Source organism: Paenibacillus prosopidis (genome assembly GCF_003337375.1).
GTDB classification, from domain to species: Bacteria; Bacillota; Bacilli; order Paenibacillales; family Paenibacillaceae; genus Pristimantibacillus; species Pristimantibacillus prosopidis.
Genome location: NZ_QPJD01000025.1, coordinates 31,909 through 52,257, shown reverse-complemented (window position 1 = coordinate 52,257; position 20,349 = coordinate 31,909). Strand labels below are relative to the sequence as shown.

Here is a 20,349-nt window from a genome sequence, read left to right as displayed (position 1 = left end):
GTCATTCTCCTTTCGCATACGCAAACTTCTGAATCACATAACGTAACTTGGCATTGGTCACTCTGCCTGTTTCAAGCAAGCTGCTTGAAACCTCTTGACTGATGGCAGGCTGTAACTCGAGATGCAGAACGTTCTTTTTCTTCGGCTGATCGAATCGACGCTTATTGCCGTCTGCAATCATGACGAAACGATCATCTACGATAGCAACAATAACGGCGAAGCTCTCTTCATCCTTACCGCGAAGTACTTTGACGAACTGACCAATCTGGGGACGAGCATCCATCGTCATACTTATGGCTGCTGCGGCAAAATGGTCAATATTTCAAAGCCGTCCTCTGTTACGGCCACCGTGTGCTCAAAATGAGCGCACCATGAACCGTCTTCCGTTACGACCGTCCAATTATCTTCAAGCGTACGGACATATCGTTCACCGATATTGACCATAGGTTCGATTGCAAGTACCATTCCGGCCTTTAGACGAGGTCCGCGATCCGGTATGCCGTAGTTCGGTATTTGTGGTTCCTCATGGAGGTCCGCGCCGATTCCGTGCCCTACGTATTCCCGTACTACGGAAAAGCCTGCATCTTCTATAACCTTCTGAATAGCATGCGATATTGTATACAATCTGACATCCGGCTTGATAAGCTGCAGCCCCGCATATAGCGAAGCCTCCGTTACATCAAGCAGTTTCTGAACTTCATCCGATACAGCTCCAACCGCATAGGTCCAAGCAGAATCACCATGATAGCCTTCATACTCTGCGCCAATATCGATACTGATAATATCGCCTTCGTTCAACTTGCGTGACCCAGGGAAGCCGTGCACCAGCTCGTCATTCACAGAAGCGCAAATGCTGGAAGGAAAACCATTGTAACCTTTGAAGGATGGAGCAGCACCTTGGCTTCTAATGTACGTTTCAGCGATTTGGTCAAGCTCACGAGTCGTGATGCCTGGTTTCACAGCTTGCGTCATTAACCGGTGCGTTTCCGCAACGATGCGTCCAGCTTCTCTCATATATCGCAGTTCCGATTCGGATTTGCAAATAATCATTACAATGAACCTTTCAAGCAGGAAACGATGTCTGATGTTACAACATCAATGTCCTTCTCGCCGTCGACTTCGCGCAGAAGACTTTTAGCACTGTAGTAATCAAGAAGAGGTGCGGTTTTGGATGTATACTCATCCAAACGAGTTCCGACCTTTTCTTCTGTATCATCAGAACGCTGATACAATTCTCCACCGTCTTTGTCGCAAATGCCTTCAACCTTAGGTGGATTAAAGATTACATGATAGGTCGTTCCACAAGTTCTACAGATGCGTCTACCCGTCAAGCGAGCGAGCAGCAGTCCGCGGTCAACCTTTAAATTTACTACATGATTAATGCTGCGGCCAAGCTCCGTCAGCATGCCGTCAAGCGCTTCGGCTTGCTGCAGCGTGCGAGGGAAACCATCAAGCAAAAATCCTTTTTTGCAATCGTCTAATTCTAGACGCTCTTTTACGATTCCGTTCGTAATCTCATCGGGAACGAGCAGCCCTTGATCGACATACTCCTTCGCTTTGATCCCGAGTGCGGTTCCTTGTTTCATAGCGAGGCGGAATGCATCACCAGTTGAAATATGCGGAATACCGAACTCTTCTACGATACGTTCAGCTTGTGTACCTTTACCGGCTCCCGGAGGGCCCATGAATAAAATGTTCATTGCCGACTTCCTCGCTTTAAGCACAATAGGCTCGGGCGGGCTTTCGCACCGTTGACGAAAGCGAAAAGCCCGGTCAGAACCTATTGTTATTTATTGATAAACCCTTTGTAATGGCGTTTGATCAACTGGCTCTCGATTTGCTTCATCGTGTCAAGGGCAACCCCGATTACGATGAGCAAGGAGGTGCCGCCTAGCTGCACTGAGCGCGGTAATCCAGCTAGTGCTCCGAAGAACACTGGAAGAACAGAGATGAGTGCCAGGAAGATCGCACCCGTCAACGTAATACGCGACATAACGCGTGTTAAGTAGGACGAGGTCGGCTTGCCTGGACGAATGCCAGGGATGTATCCACCGTTTTTCTTCATCTGATCAGCCATTTGAACCGGATTAATTTGCACGAATGTATAGAAGAAGGTAAACCCGATAATTAGCAATACATACAATACCATACCTAACGGACGGTCATAGTTCATATTGTTAATGATCCAGGTTGCCCAAGGCTGGGTGGACCAGAACTGAGCTATCGTAATCGGGAACATAATGAGCGATACCGCGAAAATGACCGGGATAACGCCAGCGCCGTTCACTTTCATCGGAATATGCGTCGATTGTCCGCCGTACATTTTCCGGCCTACAACGCGTTTTGCGTATTGAACCGGAATTTTACGAATACCTTGCTGCACGAAAATGACGCCGACTATGATTGCGATAATCGCAATCACGATCAAAACCATCTTAATGATGTTCAAGAACAGCTGGTCTTGGACGCCTACGAACTGATCTTCAGCGATCGTACGAATGTGTCCAGGAATACCTGCTGCAATTGCTGCAAAGATCAGAATCGAAATACCGTTTCCGATTCCTTTTTCCGTGATTTGTTCACCTAGCCACATCAAGAATGCTGTACCTGCAGTCAAGATGATTGCAATTAGTAAATAATCAACGAAAGTCGCGCCAACAACCATCTCGTAACCGTATTGACGGTTAAATCCGATTGCTGTTGCGAAACCTTGGATCAAACCAAGTACGATCGTACCATAACGGGTAATTTGCGCGAGCTTACGTTTACCGTTCTCGCCTTCCTTTGCCCACTCCGCAAATTTAGGAATAACATCCATCGATAACAGCTGTACGATAATCGAAGCTGTAATGTATGGCGTAATACCGATTGCGAAGATAGAGAATTGAAACAAAGCACCGCCGGAAAACGTGTTAAGCAAGCCGAACAGATCCGCACCGGCTGCATCAACCTGCTTAAACACATCTTTGTTAACGCCTGGTACCGGTATGAAAGAACCGATACGGTACACTAGTAGGATGAAAAGGGTGAAGAGGATCCTTGTACGAAGATCCGCCACTTTCCAAATGTTGGACACGGTTTTGAACAATTAGATCACCTCGGTTTTACCGCCGGCAGCCTGGATTTTCTCTACCGCAGATTGAGAGAACTTGCTTGCTTTTACAGTAAGTGAAACGCTAATTTCACCGTTACCCAAAATCTTGATTCCTGCGAGTGGATTTTTGACGATCCCTGTCTCAAGAAGAACTTCTGGAGTGACTTCAGTACCTGCTGTAAAGCTATTTAGCTCTTCAATGTTGACAATGGCATACTCTGTACGGAAACGGTTGTTAAAACCACGCTTCGGCACTCGACGATACAACGGGTTTTGTCCGCCCTCGAAACCAGGACGAACGCCACCGCCGGAACGGGCGTTTTGCCCTTTGTGACCTTTACCGGCTGTTTTACCGTTGCCGGAGCCGATACCGCGACCTTTACGCTTAGGCGCTTGGGTCGAGCCCGGTGCTGGTGCTAGCTCATGCAATTTCATCGTTCGTGCACCTCCTTATTTATTTCTTAAAACAACGTTCTATTCTTAAACTTCTTCAACTTTTACCAAGTGGCTAACCGAGTTAACCATACCGCGGATAGCTGGGCTATCGTTCAAAACAACCGATTGACGAATCTTGCGAAGACCGAAAGATTCGACAGTTGCGCGTTGTTTCTCGTTGCGGCCGATTAAACTGCGAACGAGGGTGATTTGCAATTTTGCCATCTTATTTCCCTCCTTAGCGTAACAGCTCTTCGACTGTTTTTCCACGAAGCTTCGCAACATCTTCCGCACGTTTCAAACGGGAAAGACCTTCGAGCGTCGCGTTAACCATGTTCATGGAGTTCGAAGAACCGAGGGATTTCGTCAAAATGTCGCCAACGCCAGCAAGTTCGAGTACTGCACGAACCGGGCCGCCGGCGATAACACCAGTACCTTCGGAAGCTGGCTTAAGGAGAACTTCTCCCGCGCCGAAATGTCCGAGGACAAGGTGAGGAATTGTTGTTCCTACGAGTGGGACGTGGATCAGGTTTTTCTTAGCATCTTCGATACCTTTGCGAATCGCATCAGGTACTTCGCCTGCTTTACCGATCCCTGCGCCAACGTAGCCTTTGCCGTCGCCGACTACTACAAGCGCGCTAAAGCTGAAGCGGCGTCCGCCTTTAACAACTTTCGCTACGCGATTGATATTAACAACTTTTTCAGTCAGTTCTAACGTATTAGGATCTACACGCAAGTCATTTAACCTCCTTATATATAAAGTCGATTAGAATTCTAGGCCAGCTTCGCGAGCTGCGTTAGCAAGCGCCTGAATTCTGCCGTGATACAGGTAACCGCCGCGGTCAAATACTACTTGGGTCAGACCCTTCGCTTGAGCGCGTTTCGCAATCAATTCGCCGACTTTTGTAGCTGCTTCGACGTTACCGCCGTTGCCGATCGCTTCCACTAATTCTTTGTCCTGTGTGGACGCGGATACTAATGTTACGCCTGCTACATCATCGATCAATTGTGCGTACATATGCTTGGAGGAACGGAATACAGATAGACGCGGACGTGCAGCTGTACCGTTAATTTTTTTACGAACACGCAGGTGTCTTTTCAGACGAGCCTTGTTTTTATCGCCTTTCGTAATCATTCAAGGTTCACTCCTTTCTCATTGCCTTAAGACGCTATCTTAAGCAAACTTGCTGTTTGCTTATTTCTTCTTACCAGCTTTACCTTCTTTACGGATGATGCGCTCGCCTTCGTACTTGATACCTTTACCTTTATAAGGCTCAGGCTCACGTACGGAACGGATTTGAGCAGCAACAGCGCCTACGCGCTCCTTGTCGATACCGCGAACAGTGATTTTCGTGTTAGCAGGTACATCGAACTCAATTCCAGTCTCGGGAACAATCTCCACTGGGTGAGAGTAACCGACGTTAAGTACGATTTTGTCACCCGCTTTGTTTGCACGGTAACCTACGCCTACCAGCTCGAGGTTTTTCGAGAAGCCTTCAGTAACGCCGCTCACCATGTTAGCGATGACGCTGCGAGTTGTTCCGTGCAAAGAACGATGCAATTTATTATCGGAAGGACGTTCTACTACGATTTCGTTTTCCGTTACGTTCACTTTCATATCTTTGTGAATTTCACGGGAAAGCGTACCTTTCGGTCCTTTTACAGTAATGACTGTGTTGTCCAAGTTAATGCTTACGCCGTTAGGCACTTGGATCGCTTTGCGACCAATACGGGACATTGTTACACCTCCAATCGTTGTGACTTGTTACTTACCAAACGTAGCAAACTACTTCGCCGCCGGATTTAACCTGACGAGCTTCTTTATCAGTCATAACCCCTTTGGACGTGGAAATGATTGCAATTCCAAGGCCGCCCAATACACGAGGTACTTCAGTTGATTGCGTGTAAACGCGCAATCCTGGTTTGGAGATACGCTTCAAACCTGTAATAACGCGCTCTTGGTTAGGGCCGTACTTCAAGAAAATACGGATAATCCCTTGTTTGTTGTCTTCGATATATTCAGCATCGCGGATAAAACCCTCGCGTTTCAAAATTTCAGCGATTTGCTTCTTGATTTTCGAAGCGGGCATTTCCACGGTTTCGTGACGAACGACATTCGCATTGCGAATGCGCGTCAGCATATCTGCAATCGGATCAGACATAACCATTTGTGTTAACCTCCTTCCCGAACTAGGCTGATTACCAGCTTGCTTTTTTAACGCCAGGAATCTGGCCCTTGTATGCTAACTCGCGGAAACAAATCCGGCAAATTTTAAACTTTTGCAAAACAGAATGCGGACGGCCGCAACGCTCACAGCGCGTGTATGCACGCACTTTGAATTTCGGTGTGCGTTGTTGCTTCACTTTCATCGAAGTTTTTGCCACTGGGTATTACACCTCCTAAAAGTGGATTACTTCGTGAACGGCATGCCCATTTGGGTCAGCAGTTCACGAGATTCTTCGTCCGTTTTTGCCGTCGTGACGATGACGATGTCCATACCGCGCACTTTATCGACCTTATCGTACTCAATCTCCGGGAAAATCAACTGCTCTTTCAAACCGAGCGTGTAGTTACCGCGACCGTCGAAAGCTTTAGTCGATACACCGCGGAAGTCACGTACGCGCGGAAGAGAAATGTTGAACAGCTTGTCAAGGAAGTGGTACATGCGCTCGCCGCGCAATGTAACTTTAACTCCGATTGGCATGTTCTCACGAAGCTTGAAGCCTGCGATAGACTTCTTCGCACGAGTAACGACTGGCTTTTGACCGGAAATGATGCGAAGTTCTTCAACAGCTACATCAAGGATTTTCGAATTGGAAACCGCTTCGCCTACCCCCATGTTGATAACAACTTTCTCAATTTTCGGCACTTGCATAACAGACGTATAGTTGAACTTCTGCATTAGAGCAGGAGTAATTTCGTTTAGAAAACGACCTTTCAATCTTGCTGCCATTGTTCATGGACCTCCTTTCCTACCGTAACGATTAGTCGATTACTTCTCCGGAACGTTTCGCGATCCGAACTTTTTTGCCGTTGTCCAGCACTTTGTATCCGATACGTGTTACTTTACCGCTCTTCGGATCGATATGCATAACGTTCGACGCGTGAATTGGCGCTTCTTGCTCGATGATACCGCCTTGTGGATTGGATTGGGAAGGACGCGAATGCTTCTTCACCATGTTAACACCCTCAACAAGAACGCGGTTTTCACGAGGATATGCAGCGATAACGCGACCTTTTTTACCTTTGTCTTTACCGGTAATAACGATGATCGTGTCGTCCTTTTTCACGTGCAATTTATTGTTATGGGATTCAAGTACTTTTTTCAGCCTTGGCATGAGTTACACCTCCTGCACGCTTGTGCTTTCAAGCTTATATAGGGATTGTTAGATAACTTCTGGTGCTAGCGATACGATTTTCATGAAATCTTTATCGCGAAGCTCACGGGCAACAGGTCCAAAAATACGAGTACCGCGCGGGCTTTTATCTTCCTTAACGATTACAGCTGCATTCTCATCGAATGCGATGTAAGAACCGTCTTTACGGCGAACCGTACGCTTCGTGCGAACGATAACCGCTTTAACAACGTCACCTTTTTTGACAACGCCGCCTGGTGTTGCTTGTTTGACGGAGCAAACGATCAAATCGCCGATGTGACCAACGCGACGTCCCGTTCCACCAAGTACACGGATACACATCAATTCTTTAGCGCCGGAGTTGTCAGCGACAGCTAAGCGCGAAAATGGTTGAATCATTTCAACGTCCTCCTTTCGGAAAAATGCTCAGGTACTGCATACGCTCATTAAAGAACAACAGCCACTTCTACAACTTCTACGAGTCTAAAGCGCTTGTCTTTGGAAAGCGGACGAGTCTCCATGATTTTCACGATGTCGCCAATTTTCGCTTGGTTATTTTCATCGTGCGCTTTAAATTTTTTCGTGTATTTAATGCGTTTATGGTACAAATCGTGTTTTTTGTATGTTTCAACAGCAACTACGATTGTTTTGTCCATTTTGTCGCTTACGACTTTGCCGATTTGAACTTTGCGGGCATTGCGTTCGCTCATGTTCTTCCTCCTTCCTTCAGCCGTGATCATACTAAATTGTAAGGTTATTTACTAGCTGCTGATACCGAGTTCTCTTTCACGCAAAACGGTTTTAGCACGAGCTATTTCCTTACGCACGTCACGAATCCGAGTCGGGTTATCCAGTTGGCCAGTAGCCAATTGGAAACGAAGGTTGAAAAGCTCTTCTTTAAAACCAGAGATTTGTTGCTCAATCTCAGCAGAGGTTAGGTTGCGAATATCACTAGCTTTCATTTGCTTCACCACCCACTTCTTCGCGTTTCACAAACTTCGTTTTAATCGGCAGTTTGTGGGCTGCAAGGCGCATTGCTTCACGAGCTGTCTCTTCCGAAACACCAGCAAGTTCAAACAGGATTTTACCTGGTTTAACAACTGCTACCCATTTCTCAACGTTACCTTTACCGCTACCCATACGAACCTCAAGAGGCTTTTGAGTAATTGGCTTAGCCGGGAAGATTTTGATCCAAACTTTACCGCCACGTTTGATGTAACGAGTCATCGCGATACGAGCCGCTTCAATCTGACGGTTCGTAATCCATGATGGTTCAAGTGCTTGAAGACCGAATTCACCGAATGCTACTGTTGTGCCGCCTTTAGCGCGACCCTTCATATGACCGCGTTGTTGTTTGCGGTGTTTGACACGTTTAGGTACCAACATGATTAGTTGCCTCCTTCCACTGGAGCTGCTTTCTTCTTAGTCGGAAGGACTTCACCGCGATAGATCCATACTTTTACGCCGATACGGCCGTAAGTTGTATGTGCTTCTGCTGTGCCGTAGTCAATATCTGCGCGCAGCGTATGAAGTGGAACTGTACCTTCGCTGTAGCCTTCCGAACGTGCGATTTCCGCGCCGCCGAGACGTCCGCTAACTGCGGTTTTAATCCCTTTAGCACCCGAACGCATGGAGCGTTGAATTGCTTGCTTCAATGCGCGACGGAAAGATACACGACGCTCAAGTTGTTGTGCGATGCTTTCAGCTACAAGAATAGCGTCAAGATCTGCATGTTTGATTTCAGAAATGTTGATGTGTACTTTTTTACCTTTAGTGATTTTACCAAGCTCAGTACGAAGGTTTTCTACTTCGGAACCGCCTTTACCGATAACCATACCCGGTTTCGCGGTTTGGATCGTTACGTTCACACGATTAGCTGCACGTTCGATCTCGATATGGGAAACTGCTGCGTCTTTTAGCTTGTTTTTCAGGTATTCACGAATTTTAACGTCTTCCAAAAGAAGATCGCCAAAGTCTTTACCAGCGTACCATTTGGATTCCCAGTCACGGATTACGCCAATACGAAAACCGATTGGATTTACCTTTTGACCCACACGTTATCCCTCCTTATTTTTCAGATACCACCAAGGTGATGTGGCTGGTTCTTTTATTAATCCGGCTTGCGCGACCCATTGCACGAGGACGGAAACGTTTCATCGTCGGCCCTTGGTTTACGAAAGCTTGCGATATAACTAATTTGTTTACGTCCAGCTGGTAGTTATGCTCAGCGTTAGCAATAGCAGAGTTAAGCAGCTTCTCCAAAATTGGGGATGCGGACTTCGGCGTATGACGCAAAATCGCGATTGCATCACCAACTTGTTTGCCGCGAATCAAATCGGCAACGAGTTGTGCTTTACGAGGAGCAATACGAACGAATTTAGCGTGCGCTTTAGCTTCTTGCATGTAGGAACCTCCTCTCGATCATTTAGAGATGTTTAAGGGCAAATTAACGTCTGCCCGTTTTTTTATCTTCGCCTGCATGGCCTTTGTACGTACGAGTCGGTGCGAATTCACCGAGTTTGTGTCCAACCATATCTTCCGTCACATATACCGGTACGTGCTTGCGACCGTCATATACTGCAAACGTGTGACCAATGAATTGTGGGAAAATGGTCGAGCGGCGTGACCAGGTTTTGATAACGACCTTTTTATTGCCTTCGTTCAAATCCTCGACTTTTTTAAGCAGGTAACCGTCAATAAACGGCCCTTTCTTTAAACTGCGACCCATTTGAGTTCCTCCCTTCACGAGAGCGTGATATTCGAATCACGCGGTTTGGATCAAGCGGTTATTATTTCGTGCGACGACGAATAATATATTGGCTCGATGCTTTTTTCTTCTTGCGAGTTTTGTATCCAAGAGTCGGTTTGCCCCATGGGGACATAGGCGACTTGCGTCCGATTGGAGCGCGGCCTTCACCACCACCGTGTGGGTGATCGTTAGGGTTCATGACGACACCGCGGACTTCTGGACGTTTGCCAAGCCAACGGGAACGGCCAGCTTTACCGATTTTCACAAGTTCGTGATCCTCGTTACCAACAGAACCGATTGTTGCACGGCATGTATTCAGAATGCGGCGAACTTCGCCCGAAGACAAACGTACGGATACGTAGTTTTCTTCTTTACCAAGAAGTTGTGCGCTTGTTCCAGCTGCACGAACTAATTGTCCGCCTTTTCCTGGTTTCAACTCGATGTTGTGGATAACTGTACCGACTGGGATGTTCACAAGCGGCAACGCGTTACCTGGTTTAATATCAGAGCCTTCTCCAGAAGTTACTTGATCTCCGACTTTCAAACCTTTTGGAGCGATGATATATGCTTTCTCACCATCAACGTAATGGATCAAAGCGATGTTGGATGAACGGTTAGGATCATATTCGATCGTCGCTACATTACCAACGATACCGTCTTTGTTACGTTTGAAGTCGATAATACGGTATTTACGTTTGTGTCCGCCGCCGTGGTGACGAACCGTAATTTTACCTTGGTTGTTACGTCCAGCTTTTTTGAAAAGCGGAGCAAGCAACGATTTCTCCGGTGTACTTGTCGTGATCTCTTCGAAAGTCGAGACGGACATGTTACGACGAGCTGGAGATGTCGGTTTGTACTTTTTAATTGGCACTTCGATTCCCTCCTTTTCTAAACAGACGTTTCAAAGAATTCAAGTTCTTTGCTGTCAGCGCTCAGTTGAACGATCGCTTTTTTCCAATCCGGTCTGTAGCCGCTATGTTTACCATAACGTTTCGGTTTACCCGCTACACGCATCGTGTTAACGCCGGTTACTTTTACTTTGAAGATTTGTTCAATTGCATCTTTGATTTCGGTTTTGTTCGCACGAAGATCTACTTCAAACACATAACGTTTGTTAGCCATGTAATCGCTCGTACGTTCCGTAATAACCGGGCGCTTGATAATATCGCGTGGATTTTTCATTACGCAAGCACCTCCTGTACTTTCTCTACCGCTTCTTTGGTAATGATGAGTTTGTCATGTACCAATACATCCAGAACATTAATGCCGTCAGCTGCAACGAATTTAACACCAGGAATGTTACGAGCAGATAATGCTACGTTTTCTTCATAGTTAGCCGTTACGACAAGCGCTTTACGGTTAGCATTAAGGTTGTTAAGGATCGCTGCGAACTCTTTCGTCTTAGGAGCCGCGAATGTCAGTTGATCAAGAACGATAATTTCGCTCGCGATAACTTTCGAAGACAATGCGGATTTGATCGCAAGACGACGAACTTTTTTAGGAAGCTTGAATCCGTATGTGCGTGGTGTCGGTCCGAATACTGTACCGCCGCCAACCCACTGCGGGGAGCGAATGCTACCTTGACGTGCACGGCCAGTACCTTTTTGTTTCCAAGGCTTACGACCGCCGCCGCGTACTTCAGAGCGTCCTTTAGTTTTGTGTGTACCTTGACGTTCAGCAGCTTGCTGAAGTAGAACAGCGCTGTGCAAAACGTGAGTATTAGGTTGAATACCGAAAACCGATTCAGCCAATTCCACTTCGCCAACTTGTGCGCCGCTCACGTTGAATACTGTTACTTTAGGCATTTCTTGTTCCTCCTTTCTTTAAGAGCAATTAGTTCTTAACTGTTTGTTTAACTTTAACGAATCCGTTTTTCGGACCTGGGATCGATCCTTTAACTAGAAGAACGTTACGTTCTGAATCTACACGGATAACTTCAAGCTTTTGGATAGTGATAGTTTCATTACCCATATGTCCTGGCAGGCGTTTACCCTTCGGTACGCGGTTCGCTTGGATGGAACCCATCGAACCTGGTCCGCGGTGGTAACGGGAACCGTGAGACATTGGTCCAGTGCTTTGTCCCCAACGTTTAATTACGCCGGCAAAGCCTTTACCTTTAGAAATACCTGTTACGTCAACGAATTCGCCTGCTGTGAAAAGATCAGCTTTCACTTCTTGGCCAACTTCATAATCAGCCAAGTTAATTCCGCGAATTTCACGAACGTAGCGCTTAGGAGTCGCTCCAGCTTTTTTAGCATGGCCGACCTCTGGCTTGTTCGATCTCTTTTCCTTCTTATCGGAGAAACCGAATTGAACGGCTTCATAGCCATCGTTCTCTTGGTCTTTCTTCTGTAGGACTACACAAGGACCAGCTTCGATAACCGTTACTGGAACGACGTTACCCTCAGCGGTAAACACTTGAGTCATACCAAGTTTTTTCCCTAAGATACCTTTCATGTTGACACCTCATTCCCTTTCTATGATCGCATATGCTGGTATTACAGTTTGATTTCGATATCTACACCGGATGGTAAATCCAGGCGCATCAACGCATCAACCGTTTGCGGCGTTGGGTTTACAATATCGATCAAACGCTTATGAGTGCGCTGTTCGAATTGCTCCCGTGAATCCTTGTACTTGTGCACCGCACGGAGAATGGTGATGATTTGCTTTTCCGTTGGCAACGGAATCGGCCCGGATACGCCTGCACCCGAACGTTTTGCAGTTTCAACGATTTTCTCTGCGGATTGATCAAGAATTCTGTGATCGTATGCTTTCAAGCGAATACGAATCTTTTGCTTTGCCATATAAGTCCCTCCTTCTATCGCCCAATTTATTATCGGACATACTCCGTGAGAAAACCCTGGCACATGCCCCATGGCAAAGGGGCCGGGTGTGTCGGCAACCTCTCACATCATCGCAACGTCAGACCAACAGTCAATATTATACCGAATTGAATAGGCAAATGCAACATAAAATTTATGCGAGTTTCAAAAGAGATTTATTGGGGTGGATTATCGCTGCGCGGCGCTGCAATCGGCCTCCGGCATGCTTTGAAACCGGGATTTCTATGAATCCATTAGAAGGAAAAAACACGGTTTCAAGAGCAGCACGTAAACTCTCCGGCTCGATTGCAGCTGATAGAAGAAACGCACCTAGAATGCTATTCATTTACTTATTCATCCACATAAGGCCCATTATGTCCGTTATTCAATAACTTTAGAATCACTTTCTCAAAATAGAGGTACTAATAGACCCTATATGATTATAATCAGCTTCAAAGCATAAAGACACCGCCAAATAACGCCAACAATGTCCGCTAATCTGCTCATTGACAATCAGTTCATATTAATAGCGACCATTAATGGAGTTAATATTATTGCTCGTTGATTATATATCCCTTTTACATAGAAGAAACGCAACGACCAATGGACGTTGCGTTTCTTTTGTTACATATAAATAGTTTGATTTGGACGGAACGGATAGAAAAGCGGGCTGCTGAAGAGTTTACGTCCTGCTTTTGAAGCCGTGTTCCAACCATATAATCCTAATCTAAAGGAACACGGCTTCAATGCAGGCGTAAGCACCCCGCTTTTTCTCGCAGTGCAGCTCCTGAATCAAACTACCCCAACACTATCCGATCGTCAGCAAGCTTCTTACCACTTATCCGTTCGAACTCACCGAGAAGCTGCTCTACTGTAAGATCTTTTTTCCGGTCTTCTGGCACATCGAGGATGATACGTCCTTTGTCCATCATGATAAGACGGTTTCCAAGACGAATCGCTTGCTCCATATTGTGTGTGACCATTAGCGTCGTCAAGTTCATATCGCGAACGATGCTCTCAGTGAGTGTAGTGATTAGCTCGGCTCTTGCCGGGTCAAGCGCGGCAGTATGCTCATCAAGCAGAAGAATTTGCGGTCTGGTGAACGTAGCCATAAGAAGGCTAAGCGCTTGACGCTCCCCGCCTGACAATAGTCCGACTTTGGCGCCAAGCCGGTTTTCGAGACCGATCCCCAGACGCTGCAGCTCCTGCTTGAATATCGCACGCTTTGCTCGCGTTACGCCGAAGGAAAAACCGCGGGACTTACCGCGTGCATATGCAATTGCCAAATTTTCCTCAATTGACATGCGCGGAGCGGTACCTGCCATCGGATCTTGAAAAACCCGACCGATCCAGCGGCTTCGCTGATATTCGGTCAATTGGCTAATATTGCGTCCGTCAATCCGTACTTCTCCCGCATCCGGCTTCATTACTCCGGATATGATATTCATTAGCGTAGACTTACCTGCGCCGTTACTTCCGATAACCGTTATGAAATCCCCTGGCTTCATGATCAGGTTGGCACCAACGAGCGCCGTTTTTTCATCCACCGTACCCGGATTAAACAGCTTGGACACTTTTGCAATTTCCAACATCAGCGTCCACCTCCAACTGTGCTCTTATCAATGGATGCCAGCATTTCTGCCGTACGTTTACGAGCGAGATTTTTTTGCTTCCACAATCGACGCGAAGAAGGCACAACCAAAGCGAAAATAATGATCACAGCAGTAATCAGCTTCATATCGGATGCTTCTAACCATTCCACGCGTAAAGCGAACGCATAAATAATGCGATAAATAATCGATCCAAGTATAACGGCCAAAGTTGCTCTAAAAATGCTGCGTGCTCCAAAAATAGCTTCACCTATAATAACCGAAGCAAGGCCAATTACAATCATGCCTATGCCCATACTATTATCGGCGTACTTTTGGTACTGTGCCACCAAAGCACCGGATGTTGCAACGAGCGCATTCGATAAAGCTATTCCAAAAATCGTCGTAATATCGGTATTCGCACCAAAGCTGCGAATCATTCGTGAATTGTCGCCGGTGGCGCGCAGACTTAACCCGAGATCCGTACGGAAAAACAAGTCCAGTACAATCTTCACTGCTACAACAAAAATAATCATGATAACAATTGTCGATACGTTATCAAATAAATTGTCTTGTCTCATTAATGATACGTTCGGCTTACCCATAATACGAAGGTTAATCGAATACAAAGCAATCATCATAATAATACCTGATAATAGTCCGTTTATTTTCCCTTTCGTATGAAGCAATCCTGTACATGTACCTGCGATCGCACCACCTATAAAGGCACATAATACGGCAATCCAGGGTGTAATGCCGCTAACCGTCATTACCGTACCGATGGCCGCACCGGTCGTAAAGCTGCCATCCACCGTTAAATCCGGAAAATCGAGGATACGAAACGTAATATAAACTCCAAGTGCCATAAGCGCATACAGTAATCCGCTTTCCACTGCTCCTTGCATTGATGCGAGCAAAATAACATACCTCCTTTACCATAACAAGGGGGTGAACCAGTAGCCCGATCACCCCATGTATCTGTTATTCGTTATTAATCTGATCACTTATGCAGCTACTCGATGATGTTGTTTTCTTGATCCTTAACAAACTTTTTCATTTCATCAGTAACCGTAATACCTTGTTCGGCAGCTGCTTTCATATTAAAAATAAAGTCCAACTTCTGTGGAACCGTTACATTCATCTCGCCAGGTTTTTTGCCGTTTTTCAAAATTTCTACAGCCATCTGGCCAACTTCATAGCCATGATCGTAGTATTTGAAGCCAACAGCCGCAAATGCACCCTTCTCTACCGTATCACGGTCAGCCGAGAAAAAAGGAATATCGTTATTGTTTGCAACTTCAATAATCGCATCAACACCGCTTACAACCGTATTATCGAGAGTAATATAAATAGCATCAACACGGCCAATCAAAGAATCTGCAGCTTGCTTTACTTCGGAGGAATTCGCAACAGAAGCTTTTACCAGTTTAATATTATGCTTAGCGAGTGCTTCTTCAGCAACGTCAGCCATAATAACAGCATTTGTTTCGCCTTCATCGATGATAAGACCGACATTTTTCACGTTAGGGATTTGTGATGCAATAAAATCCATTGTTTGTACGATCGCATCCGGGTTTGTATCGGATGCTCCCGTTATATTGCCTCCTGGCGCTTCCAACTGAGTTACAATACCAGCATCGATTGGATCCGTTACCGCAGCAAACAATACAGGTTTCTCTGTTACATCTTCAGCTAGGCTTTGAGCTGTATCAGTAGCGATACCTAGTGCCAGGTCGCTTTTGTCTGATGCAATTTTTTGCGAGATCGTTTTGACATTTGCAGCATCACCCTGCGCATTGTTAAAATCAATCGTTAAATTTTTTCCTTCTTCAATACCTGCATCTTTAAGCGCGGCAATGAAGCCCTCACGCGTTGCATCCAGTGACGGATGCTCAACAATTTGCGAGATTGAAATCGTATACGATTTTTCAGCCTCATACCCAGCATTGGCCGAACTACCTTCGCTTGCGGTACCAGTCTTACCTGTGTTAGCACCACAAGCCGCAGTTACAACCATTACTGATGCCAGTGCAATGCTAAGCAAAAATTTTCTATTCATCAATTTATTCCCCTCTCCTGATATTCATCGCCTTCTCTTGAAGCTCATATGTGACAAATCGGGCACAGCAAATCAACATCTTTTCCTCGTGAATAAGGCTATGACTATCTGCTGATGACTGACTCTTTTCGAGCTAGGACGACCTTTTTTACTATTCACTAATATTAAATGGGCCGAACGTCTACAGTCAATCATTAGTTCCTTGTAAAAAATTAGTAAGTGCTCATAATGGGCAATCAATCTTAAAAACGAAAGCCCCCACCGAAGTGAGGGCTCTCGATATTCATAGCGGCTAAAGCCGCCATCAATTATTTTTGGATAGTTGCTACTGCGCCTGCGCCTACTGTACGGCCGCCTTCACGAATGGAGAAACGAGTTCCCTCTTCGACAGCGATTGGAGCGATAAGCTCAACCGTTACAGTGATGTTGTCGCCAGGCATAACCATCTCAGTGCCTTCTGGCAGGTTGATGATACCAGTTACGTCAGTTGTACGGAAGTAGAACTGTGGACGGTATCCAGTGAAGAAAGGCTTGTGACGGCCACCCTCTTCTTTAGTAAGAACGTAGATTTGTGCAGTGAAGTTAGTGTGTGGTTTAACCGAACCCGGTTTAGCCAAAACTTGTCCACGCTCAATGTTGCTGCGGTCTACACCACGAAGCAATGCGCCTACGTTGTCCCCTGCTTGAGCGGAGTCAAGCAATTTACGGAACATTTCAACGCCAGTTACTACGGATTTACGGGATTCTTCAGCAAGACCGATAATTTCGACCTCGTCGCCTACTTTGATAATACCACGCTCTACGCGACCTGTAGCAACTGTACCACGGCCAGTGATTGTGAATACATCCTCGACAGGCATAAGGAAAGGCTTAGCTGTGTCGCGCTCAGGAGTTGGGATGTAAGTATCAACTTGCTCGAAGAGCTCGATGATTTTGTCAGCCCAAGGACCGTCTGGGTTTGCAAGAGCTTCACGAGCTGCACCACGAATGATCGGAGTGTCATCGCCTGGGAACTCATACTCGGACAGAAGGTCACGAACTTCCATTTCTACCAATTCAAGAAGCTCTTCGTCATCAACCATGTCGCATTTATTCAAGAATACGACGATGTAAGGAACGCCTACTTGTTTGGAGAGCAGGATGTGCTCACGCGTTTGTGGCATAGGGCCGTCAGAAGCGGATACTACAAGAATAGCTCCGTCCATTTGAGCAGCACCAGTGATCATGTTTTTAACATAGTCGGCGTGACCTGGGCAGTCAACGTGCGCGTAGTGACGAGCAGGCGTCTCATACTCAACGTGAGCTGTCGAGATCGTGATACCGCGCTCGCGCTCTTCTGGAGCTTTATCGATTTGGTCGAATGCTACTGCAGCACCGCCGTATTTTTTGGAAAGTACAGTTGTGATAGCTGCTGTCAAAGTCGTTTTACCGTGGTCGACGTGACCGATAGTACCGATATTAACGTGCGGTTTGTTACGTTCAAATTTAGCCTTAGCCATTGAACTTGAGCCTCCTCAATATAACATGAATTTTTTTATGTGTGGGGCCGGCATCTGGTTTGCAAGCAAACTTAGGTGACGGCCAAAAGCATATTTTTAGCGCCTCGCCAAAAACGATTACTCGCCTTTGTGCTTAGCAATGATCTCTTCAGAGATCGATTTTGGAACTTCTTCATAGTGAGAAAGCTCCATGGAGAATACGCCACGTCCTTGTGTACCGGAACGAAGTGTTGTGGAATAACCAAACATCTCGGAGAGAGGTACCTTAGCACGGATAATTTGCGCGCCTGCGCGAGTATCCATACCTTCAATACGACCACGACGGGAGTTAAGCATACCCATAACGTCGCCCATGTACTCTTCAGGAACAGTAACTTCTACTTTCATGATTGGCTCGAGCAAAACTGGCTTACATTTTTCTTTAGCAGCTTTAAGCGCCATAGATCCTGCAATTTTAAACGCCATTTCTGAGGAGTCAACATCATGGTAAGATCCGTCAACAACAACGGCTTTGACATCAACGAGCGGGAAGCCGGCTACTACACCGTTCTTCATCGACTCTTCAATACCAGCTTGGATAGGAGCGATAAATTCACGAGGAATTGATCCACCAACCGTTTTGTTTTCGAATATAAAGCCTGTACCTGGTTCAAGTGGTGAAAACTCAACCCAGCAATGACCGAATTGACCTTTACCACCGGACTGACGAACGAACTTACCTTCAACCTTCGCAGCTTGACGGAACGTTTCACGGTAAGCAACTTGCGGTTTACCAACGTTTGTCTCAACTTTGAATTCGCGGAACATACGGTCAACGAGAATCTCAAGGTGAAGCTCACCCATACCGGAAATAATCGTTTGGTTTGTTTCCTCATCCGTATGTGCGCGGAAAGTAGGATCTTCTTCAGCTAGCTTGGAGATCGCGATACCTAGTTTATCTTGGTCAGCTTTCGTTTTTGGTTCGATAGCAACCGAGATTACTGGTTCCGGGAAGTTCATCGACTCGAGAACGATAGCGTTCTTCTCATCGCAAAGCGTGTCGCCCGTAATCGTATCTTTAAGACCGACTGCAGCAGCGATATCGCCGGAATAAACTTCGGAAATCTCTTGACGGCTGTTCGCGTGCATTTGGAGAATCCGTCCAATCCGCTCACGTTTGTTCTTAGTTGCATTAAGAACGTACGAACCGGATTTTAGAACGCCGGAATACACTCGGAAGAACGTCAATTTACCAACATAAGGGTCAGTCATGATTTTGAATGCAAGTGCCGCGAACGGCTCTTCATCTGATGAATGACGTACGCCTTCTTCTCCGTCTTCAAGCGTACCTTTGATAGCAGGAACGTCGAGTGGGGATGGAAGGTAGTCAACAACAGCATCCAACATCATTTGAACACCTTTGTTGCGGTATGAGGAGCCAACGATAACCGGGAAGATTTTAACTTCGCAAACGCCCTTACGGAGCGCAGCTTTGATTTCTGGAATTGTGATTTCTTCGCCTTCCAGATATTTCATCGTTAAATCTTCGTCCAGCTCGGCAACTTTCTCAATCAATTCCGTACGTAGTTCTTCGACTTGGTCGCCGTACTCCGAAGGAATTTCGATTTTCTCAGGATCTTTACCGAGATCATCTTTGTACTTATATGCTACGCGTTCAACAATATCGATTACGCCTACGAAATCACTTTCAGCGCCAATCGGTATTTGGATCGCAACAGCATTAGCTTGCAGACGCTCACGCATGTCTTTGATAACATTCATGAAGTCTGCGCCAATGATGTCCATCTTATTGATGTATGCGATCCGCGGAACGCCGTAACGGTCAGCCTGACGCCATACAGTTTCAGACTGTGGCTCAACGCCCTCTTTCGCACTGAAAACGCCTACGGCCCCGTCCAATACGCGCAGGGAACGTTCAACTTCAACTGTGAAGTCAACGTGTCCCGGGGTGTCGATAATATTAATGCGGTGTCCATCCCATTGAGCGGTAGTCGCGGCAGACGTAATCGTAATACCGCGCTCTTGTTCTTGTTCCATCCAGTCCATCGTAGCTGCACCTTCGTGCACCTCTCCGATTTTGTGAGTACGGCCCGTGTAGAACAAGATCCGTTCAGTAGTTGTGGTTTTACCAGCGTCAATATGCGCCATAATCCCGATGTTACGCGTATTTTTCAAGGAGAACTCTCTTGCCATAAAATTGTCTCCTCTCGAATGTAAAGATTCTACCAGCGGTAGTGAGCAAACGCTTTGTTTGCTTCAGCCATTTTGTGAGTATCTTCGCGCTTCTTAACAGCTGCGCCAGTATTATTGGAAGCATCTGTAATTTCAGCAGCTAAACGCTCTTCCATCGTTTTCTCACCGCGGTTACGTGAGTAGTTCACGAGCCAACGGAGACCAAGTGCCGTACGGCGCTCTGGTTTAACTTCGATAGGCACTTGATAGTTTGCACCGCCGACACGGCGTGCTTTAACCTCAAGAACTGGCATAATATTTTTCAAAGCAGCTTCGAACACTTCCATCGGATCTTTACCCGTGCGTTCTTGAATCAGTTTGAATGCATCATACAATAGAGTTTGTGCAACGCCTCTTTTACCGTCAAGCATAATACGGTTGATTAGGCGTGTTACCAGCTTGCTGTTATACAACGGATCTGGAAGCACATCGCGTTTCGTTACAGGACCTTTGCGTGGCATGAGAAAGTCCCCCTTTCTTCTAATAGTCGTTTGTTCTAGCATTTCGATA

32 protein-coding genes are annotated in these 20,349 nt (G+C 46.3%); all 32 read right to left on the bottom strand.

Annotation, left to right across the window (positions count from 1 at the left end; all coding sequences use genetic code 11):
- Position 1: 1 nt before the first annotated feature.
- Positions 2–283 (bottom strand): KOW domain-containing RNA-binding protein, encoded by a 282-nt coding sequence (locus DFP97_RS28040; protein WP_114383993.1) that lies wholly within the window; start codon positions 281–283, stop codon positions 2–4.
- Positions 284–291: 8 nt separating this feature from the next.
- The gene (gene map, locus DFP97_RS28035; protein ID WP_114383980.1) at positions 292–1,050 is read right to left on the bottom strand and encodes a type I methionyl aminopeptidase; all 759 of its coding nucleotides are present in this window, start codon (positions 1,048–1,050) and stop codon (positions 292–294) included.
- A complete protein-coding gene (locus DFP97_RS28030; protein WP_114383979.1) occupies positions 1,050–1,700 on the bottom strand; it encodes an adenylate kinase in 651 nt (216 codons plus the stop codon). The genes map and DFP97_RS28030 overlap by 1 nt, the downstream gene beginning before the upstream one ends.
- An 86-nt stretch (positions 1,701–1,786) precedes the next feature.
- On the bottom strand, positions 1,787–3,088 hold the full coding sequence (gene secY / locus DFP97_RS28025) for a preprotein translocase subunit SecY (RefSeq protein WP_114383978.1): 1,302 nt from the start codon (positions 3,086–3,088) through the stop codon (positions 1,787–1,789).
- Entirely contained in the window at positions 3,089–3,529 is a 441-nt protein-coding gene (rplO, locus tag DFP97_RS28020) for a 50S ribosomal protein L15 (RefSeq protein WP_114383977.1), read from the bottom strand.
- 45 nt (positions 3,530–3,574) lie between these two features.
- Positions 3,575–3,754 carry a 50S ribosomal protein L30 gene (gene rpmD / locus DFP97_RS28015; protein WP_220271200.1) on the bottom strand — a complete coding sequence of 60 codons (180 nt, stop codon included), beginning with the start codon at positions 3,752–3,754 and terminating at the stop codon, positions 3,575–3,577.
- Positions 3,755–3,767: 13 nt separating this feature from the next.
- A complete protein-coding gene (rpsE, locus tag DFP97_RS28010) occupies positions 3,768–4,265 on the bottom strand; it encodes a 30S ribosomal protein S5 (RefSeq protein ID WP_114383975.1) in 498 nt (165 codons plus the stop codon).
- 30 nt (positions 4,266–4,295) lie between these two features.
- Positions 4,296–4,664: a 50S ribosomal protein L18 gene (rplR, locus tag DFP97_RS28005; protein WP_114383974.1), complete on the bottom strand. Its 369-nt coding sequence runs from the start codon at positions 4,662–4,664 to the stop codon at positions 4,296–4,298.
- A gap of 60 nt (positions 4,665–4,724) precedes the next feature.
- The gene (gene rplF / locus DFP97_RS28000) at positions 4,725–5,267 is read right to left on the bottom strand and encodes a 50S ribosomal protein L6 (RefSeq protein WP_114383973.1); all 543 of its coding nucleotides are present in this window, start codon (positions 5,265–5,267) and stop codon (positions 4,725–4,727) included.
- A 31-nt stretch (positions 5,268–5,298) separates the two neighbouring features.
- Positions 5,299–5,697 (bottom strand): 30S ribosomal protein S8, encoded by a 399-nt coding sequence (gene rpsH, locus DFP97_RS27995; RefSeq protein ID WP_114383972.1) that lies wholly within the window; start codon positions 5,695–5,697, stop codon positions 5,299–5,301.
- A gap of 31 nt (positions 5,698–5,728) precedes the next feature.
- Positions 5,729–5,914, bottom strand: coding sequence for a type Z 30S ribosomal protein S14 (locus DFP97_RS27990; protein WP_013312154.1), 186 nt, complete (start codon positions 5,912–5,914; stop codon positions 5,729–5,731).
- 26 nt (positions 5,915–5,940) lie between these two features.
- The gene (rplE, locus tag DFP97_RS27985) at positions 5,941–6,483 is read right to left on the bottom strand and encodes a 50S ribosomal protein L5 (RefSeq protein WP_114383971.1); all 543 of its coding nucleotides are present in this window, start codon (positions 6,481–6,483) and stop codon (positions 5,941–5,943) included.
- Between the two features lie 31 nt (positions 6,484–6,514).
- Positions 6,515–6,868, bottom strand: coding sequence for a 50S ribosomal protein L24 (rplX, locus tag DFP97_RS27980; RefSeq protein WP_114383970.1), 354 nt, complete (start codon positions 6,866–6,868; stop codon positions 6,515–6,517).
- Positions 6,869–6,916: 48 nt separating this feature from the next.
- On the bottom strand, positions 6,917–7,285 hold the full coding sequence (gene rplN / locus DFP97_RS27975) for a 50S ribosomal protein L14 (RefSeq protein WP_114383969.1): 369 nt from the start codon (positions 7,283–7,285) through the stop codon (positions 6,917–6,919).
- A gap of 47 nt (positions 7,286–7,332) precedes the next feature.
- A complete protein-coding gene (rpsQ, locus tag DFP97_RS27970) occupies positions 7,333–7,596 on the bottom strand; it encodes a 30S ribosomal protein S17 (RefSeq protein WP_015847215.1) in 264 nt (87 codons plus the stop codon).
- Between the two features lie 51 nt (positions 7,597–7,647).
- Complete coding sequence (gene rpmC / locus DFP97_RS27965) at positions 7,648–7,848, bottom strand: 50S ribosomal protein L29 (RefSeq protein WP_114383968.1); 201 nt, start codon at positions 7,846–7,848, stop codon at positions 7,648–7,650.
- Positions 7,838–8,272 carry a 50S ribosomal protein L16 gene (rplP, locus tag DFP97_RS27960; RefSeq protein WP_028609647.1) on the bottom strand — a complete coding sequence of 145 codons (435 nt, stop codon included), beginning with the start codon at positions 8,270–8,272 and terminating at the stop codon, positions 7,838–7,840. Before rplP ends, rpmC begins: the two co-directional genes overlap by 11 nt.
- Positions 8,273–8,274: 2 nt before the next feature.
- Complete coding sequence (gene rpsC, locus DFP97_RS27955; RefSeq protein WP_114383967.1) at positions 8,275–8,940, bottom strand: 30S ribosomal protein S3; 666 nt, start codon at positions 8,938–8,940, stop codon at positions 8,275–8,277.
- A gap of 13 nt (positions 8,941–8,953) precedes the next feature.
- Positions 8,954–9,289, bottom strand: a complete 336-nt coding sequence (rplV, locus tag DFP97_RS27950) for a 50S ribosomal protein L22 (RefSeq protein WP_114383966.1) — start codon at positions 9,287–9,289, stop codon at positions 8,954–8,956.
- 43 nt (positions 9,290–9,332) lie between these two features.
- Positions 9,333–9,614, bottom strand: coding sequence for a 30S ribosomal protein S19 (gene rpsS, locus DFP97_RS27945; protein ID WP_114383965.1), 282 nt, complete (start codon positions 9,612–9,614; stop codon positions 9,333–9,335).
- 61 nt (positions 9,615–9,675) lie between these two features.
- Positions 9,676–10,506 (bottom strand): 50S ribosomal protein L2, encoded by an 831-nt coding sequence (rplB, locus tag DFP97_RS27940; RefSeq protein WP_114383964.1) that lies wholly within the window; start codon positions 10,504–10,506, stop codon positions 9,676–9,678.
- Positions 10,507–10,523: 17 nt separating this feature from the next.
- Entirely contained in the window at positions 10,524–10,817 is a 294-nt protein-coding gene (rplW, locus tag DFP97_RS27935) for a 50S ribosomal protein L23 (protein WP_114383963.1), read from the bottom strand.
- Positions 10,817–11,440 carry a 50S ribosomal protein L4 gene (gene rplD, locus DFP97_RS27930; RefSeq protein WP_114383962.1) on the bottom strand — a complete coding sequence of 208 codons (624 nt, stop codon included), beginning with the start codon at positions 11,438–11,440 and terminating at the stop codon, positions 10,817–10,819. Before rplD ends, rplW begins: the two co-directional genes overlap by 1 nt.
- Before the next feature lie 28 nt (positions 11,441–11,468).
- The gene (rplC, locus tag DFP97_RS27925) at positions 11,469–12,092 is read right to left on the bottom strand and encodes a 50S ribosomal protein L3 (protein WP_114383961.1); all 624 of its coding nucleotides are present in this window, start codon (positions 12,090–12,092) and stop codon (positions 11,469–11,471) included.
- Positions 12,093–12,133: 41 nt separating this feature from the next.
- A complete protein-coding gene (gene rpsJ, locus DFP97_RS27920; protein WP_017692074.1) occupies positions 12,134–12,442 on the bottom strand; it encodes a 30S ribosomal protein S10 in 309 nt (102 codons plus the stop codon).
- A 172-nt stretch (positions 12,443–12,614) separates the two neighbouring features.
- Positions 12,615–12,806 (bottom strand): hypothetical protein, encoded by a 192-nt coding sequence (locus DFP97_RS27915; protein WP_114383960.1) that lies wholly within the window; start codon positions 12,804–12,806, stop codon positions 12,615–12,617.
- Between the two features lie 451 nt (positions 12,807–13,257).
- The gene (locus DFP97_RS27910; RefSeq protein WP_114383959.1) at positions 13,258–14,052 is read right to left on the bottom strand and encodes an ABC transporter ATP-binding protein; all 795 of its coding nucleotides are present in this window, start codon (positions 14,050–14,052) and stop codon (positions 13,258–13,260) included.
- Positions 14,052–14,954, bottom strand: coding sequence for an ABC transporter permease (locus DFP97_RS27905; protein ID WP_114383992.1), 903 nt, complete (start codon positions 14,952–14,954; stop codon positions 14,052–14,054). Before DFP97_RS27905 ends, DFP97_RS27910 begins: the two co-directional genes overlap by 1 nt.
- A gap of 107 nt (positions 14,955–15,061) precedes the next feature.
- Positions 15,062–16,108 (bottom strand): ABC transporter substrate-binding protein, encoded by a 1,047-nt coding sequence (locus tag DFP97_RS27900; protein ID WP_114383958.1) that lies wholly within the window; start codon positions 16,106–16,108, stop codon positions 15,062–15,064.
- A gap of 308 nt (positions 16,109–16,416) precedes the next feature.
- Positions 16,417–17,607, bottom strand: a complete 1,191-nt coding sequence (gene tuf, locus DFP97_RS27895) for an elongation factor Tu (protein ID WP_114383957.1) — start codon at positions 17,605–17,607, stop codon at positions 16,417–16,419.
- 117 nt (positions 17,608–17,724) lie between these two features.
- Positions 17,725–19,800, bottom strand: a complete 2,076-nt coding sequence (fusA, locus tag DFP97_RS27890) for an elongation factor G (protein WP_114383956.1) — start codon at positions 19,798–19,800, stop codon at positions 17,725–17,727.
- A 29-nt stretch (positions 19,801–19,829) separates the two neighbouring features.
- Entirely contained in the window at positions 19,830–20,300 is a 471-nt protein-coding gene (rpsG, locus tag DFP97_RS27885) for a 30S ribosomal protein S7 (protein WP_028609662.1), read from the bottom strand.
- Positions 20,301–20,349: the final 49 nt, after the last annotated feature.